This is a genomic window from Nonomuraea longispora, from assembly GCF_004348345.1.
Taxonomy (GTDB): domain Bacteria; phylum Actinomycetota; class Actinomycetes; order Streptosporangiales; family Streptosporangiaceae; genus Nonomuraea; species Nonomuraea longispora.
Map to the genome: position 1 here is coordinate 1 of NZ_SMJZ01000355.1, position 4249 is coordinate 4249.

Below are 4249 nucleotides of genomic sequence, written 5' to 3' on the forward strand. Positions count from 1 at the left end.
GCCCAGTGCCGCGCCATCAGGCTCAACACCCATTCCTGAGGGGAGCCACCGTGCAGGCGCACCTGTAGACGCACAGGAAGGTGGCCCCCGCCCGTCACCGGCGAAGGCCACACAACCCCGGCAACCCCCTACGCCGGGTGACCGGCCAGATCCTGCGTCCCCGCGCCGCCCGCGCCCTCACGCACCCGAGGGCTCGCCGGCCCCGCCTCACCCTCGCCCTTACGCGTCACCACCACGTACAACGTCGGCACCAGCACCAGCGTCAGCAACGTCGAGGAGATCAGACCACCGATCACCACGATCGCCAGCGGCTGCGAGATGAACCCGCCGGAACCCGTCACCCCCAGCGCCATCGGCGTCAACGCGCAGATCGTGGCCACCGCCGTCATCAGGATCGGCCGCAACCTGCGCCGGCCGCCCTCGATCACCGCCTCCACCACGCCCATGCCCTGATCCCGGTACTGGTTGACCAGGTCGATCAACACGATCGCGTTCGTCACCACGATGCCGATCAACATCAGCATGCCGATCAACGCCGGCACACCCAGCGCCGTGTCCGTGGCCACCAGCAACCCGATCGCACCCGTCGCCGCGAACGGGATCGACACCAGCAAAATCACCGGCTGCACGAAACTACGGAACGTCGCCACCATGATCAGGAAGACGATCGCGACCGCCGCCAGCATCGCCAAACCCAGATCGGCGAACGCGTCCGCCTGATCAGCCGACACACCACCGATCTCGTACGACGCCCCGGCCGCCAGGCTCAACCCGTCCAGCTTCGACGTCAACGCCTGCGTCACACTCCCCAGATCGGCCGCCTCCGCCTTCGCCGACACCGTCGCCGACCGCTCACCATCGATCCTGCTCACCTGCGTCGGCCCCGCCACCTGCCGAACCTCGGCCACCGACGACACCTCCACCATCCCGGCCGCCGTCGCCACCTTCAGGTTCTCGATCGCCTCCACATCCTCCGGCGCGTCCGACCCCCGCAACACCAGGTCACTCGCCCGCCCGTCCAGCGTGATCTGACCCAGCGGCGCCCCGCGGAAGGCCTGCGCCACCGCCTGACCCACCTGCGCCTCCGACAGACCCCGCTCCGCGGCCTCCTCCCGGTCCACCACGACCTCGACCCGCGGCGCACTCGTCTCCAGATCGGACGACACGTCCTCCAGCCCGGACACCTCACCCATCGCCGCCGTCACCGACTCCGTCGCCTCACGCAGCGCCTCGGCATCAGGAGCCTGCACGATCACGTCGATCGTGTCAGAGGCGAACCCGGCCGCCTGCGCACCCACCGTGACCTCGCCGACGCCGGACAAACCCGCGATCTCCTCGCGCAACACCCGCTCGACCCGCGCCGTGTCCGCGCCCTCCTTCAGCGTCACCGAGTACGAGGCCCGGTCCGCGCCACCGCCGACCGCCCCGCCCGACATCGCGTTGCCGCCGCCCACGTTCACCTGGTACGTCTCCACACCGCCCAGGCCGGCCAGCACCTCCTCGACCTTCCGCGCCGCCTTGTCCGTACTCTCCAGATCAGTGCCCACCGGCATCCGCTGCGACAACGACAGCGTGTTCTGGCCCGAAGCGTCCAGGAAGTTCGTCTGCAGCCCGCCGGCCAGCCCCATCGTGCCGACGAACACCGCCACCCCGATCAGCACCGTCACCAGCTTGAACCGGGTCGCGAACCGCAACACGGGAAGATAGGCCCGCTGCAACGGCGAACGCAGCTCCTTCGCCTCCGCCTCCTCACGCTGCCTGCGCGCCTGCTCCGGACTCAGCACAGGCGCCCTCAGGAACCAGTACGCCAGCACCGGCACCACCGTCAGCGACACCACCAGCGACGCCAGCAACGCCACCGCCACCGTGATCGCGAACGGGCTGAACAGCTCGCCCACCATGCCGCCCACGATCGCGATCGGCGCGAACACCGCCACCGTCGTCAGCGTCGAGGCCGTCACCGCGCCCGACACCTCACGCACCGCCGTCAAGATCGCCTGAAGCTTCGCCTCGCCGTAACCGAGATGCCGCTTGATGTTCTCCAGCACCACGATCGAGTCGTCGACCACACGCCCCACCGCGATCGTCAACGCACCCAGCGTCAGCATGTTCAGCGAGTAGTCACCCGCCCACAACGCCAGCAACGCGATCACCACCGACAGCGGAATCGACACCGCCGTCACCAGCGTCGACCGCACCGACAGCAGGAACACCAAGATCACCAGCACCGCGAACACCAGGCCCAGCACACCCTCGGTGGTCAGGCTCTCGATCGACTCCTCCACATACGGCGCCTGGTCGAACACCACCGACACCGCCGTGTCCGACGAGTCGCCCAGCGCCCTGGTCAGCTCCGGCAGCTTCTCCCGGATGTCATGCGAGATCGTCACCGCGTTACCGTCCGGCGACATCGTCACCGCCACACCCAGACTCGCCGTGCCGTCGGTACGGGTGAGCGTCGTCGCCTCCGCCAGGCCGCGCTCGATCTCCGCCACATCACCCAGCTTCACCGGCTTGAGCCGCTTCGGCCTGGCCTGCTGCTGCGCGACCGCCCCCTGACCCGGCTGCGCCTGCCCGGACTGCGCCTGCCCTGGCTGGGGCTGCCCGCTCTGTGCCTGCTCGCTCTGGGGCTGACCGGTCTGGGGCTGACCCTGCTGAGGCCGAGCCTGCTGCGGAGCCGACGCCGGCTGCGCCGGCGTCAGATACAGGTTCTCCAAGTCCAGCAGCGAGTCCACCCGCGAACCCACCTGAACCGTCAGCGCCTTGCCGTCATCGGTCAACGTCCCGGCCGGGATCGGCGTGCCGTTCGCCTTCAGCACCTCGGGAATCTGCGCCACCGACACCCCCGCCAGCGCCAGCTTCCTCGCATCCGGCCGGATCGTCACGACCTCCTCGCGGGCGCCCGTCACCGACACCTCGCGCACACCCTCGACGCCCTGCAACTCCGGCACCAGGATCCGGCGCAGCTTGTCGGCCATCGACCGCTCGTCACCGCCGTCACCCACCGCCAGCACCAGCACCGGAATGTCATCGGTACTGCCCGCCACCACCTGAGGCTCCACACCCTCCGGCAACGCCACCCGGTTGATCGCCTGCTGCATCTTGTTCACCGACGACTCCACGTCGGTGCCGTACTCGAAGGCCACCTGAATCTGCGCCAGGCCCTCCTTCGAGCTCGACGTCATCTGCTCCATCCCGGCGAGCCCCTGAAAGGAATCCTCGATCGGCTTGGTGACCTGATCCTCGACGATCTCGGGCGAGGCGCCGGGGAACGGCGCCACCACGAACGCACCCGGAAACGACAACGACGGCAGCAACTGCTGGTTCAGCTGAGGAATGGCGAAAACGCCGAACCCCGTGAGCACCAGCGCGATCAGGATCACAAGGCTGCGGTTGACCAAGCTCAACCGAGCGAAAGCGGTCATGGGCTCCCCCTCCAAGAGTTCGCCACAGACTAACACTTCGTCTGACACGAACATTTAGCCAGCCCCGAACTTCCTGATAGCCTTCTCAGGAAAGGCGAGAGGTGAGCGTGAGCAGCGAACGCGAAGACCTGATCCACCGGATCACCGAAACCCAGCGTGGCCTAGGGCGACTGTTCGCCCAGCACCACTCCCCCCTGTTCACCTCCAACCTCACCATGCGCCAGCTCAAGGTCGTCATGCTCCTGGCGATCAACGGCTCCTCCTCAGGCCAGGAGCTCGCCCAGGCGCTGGGCGTCGGCCTCGGCACCGTCACCGGCATCGTCGACCGCCTCGTCGCCCAGGGCCTGGCCTGCCGGCACGAGGACCCCCACGACCGCCGCGTACGCCGCGTCGAACTCACCCCCGAGGGCACCGCCCTCATCGAGGAGATCAACAACGCCGGCCACGAACACTACCGCCGCATTATGGACCACCTCGACCTGGACACGCTGCGCTCTCTCGACCACGTCACCCGGAGCATCCGTGACGTCGCCGACAAGCTCGTCCGCGGTGAGGATGCCTGTGGGGATGCGTGAAAACACCCTCCGCCTTTACATTGTAGATTCATAGGTCAGGCGGGACAGCACGTCCGGCAGGACGCCCTCGTGCACCACCGTCAGCCGCCGCGTCGCCCGCGTCGCCGCCACGTACAGGTCCTGCCCGCCCATCGGCGACTGGTCCCAGATGCCCTGCGGGTCCACCACCACGACCGCGTCGAACTCCAGCCCCTTGGCCTGCCCCACCGTCAGCACCACCACCGGCGCGTCCAGATCCCCCTCCGGGAA

Annotated in this window: 3 protein-coding genes; 1 reads left to right on the forward strand and 2 read right to left on the reverse strand. The window is 68.4% G+C overall.

Annotated elements, in window-relative coordinates:
* Positions 1-128: 128 nt before the first annotated feature.
* A complete protein-coding gene (locus E1267_RS42765) occupies positions 129-3425 on the reverse strand; it encodes an efflux RND transporter permease subunit (protein ID WP_132341898.1) in 3297 nt (1098 codons plus the stop codon).
* 107 nt (positions 3426-3532) lie between these two features.
* Here E1267_RS42765 and E1267_RS42770 point away from each other — a divergent pair, with 107 nt between their 5' ends.
* Entirely contained in the window at positions 3533-4000 is a 468-nt protein-coding gene (locus E1267_RS42770) for a MarR family winged helix-turn-helix transcriptional regulator (RefSeq protein WP_181957927.1), read from the forward strand.
* A 15-nt stretch (positions 4001-4015) separates the two neighbouring features.
* On the opposite strand, the gene E1267_RS42775 is transcribed toward E1267_RS42770, so the two are convergent.
* Positions 4016-4249: ATP-binding domain-containing protein (locus tag E1267_RS42775; RefSeq protein ID WP_132341900.1), on the reverse strand; the 234-nt coding region annotated here is incomplete at its 5' end.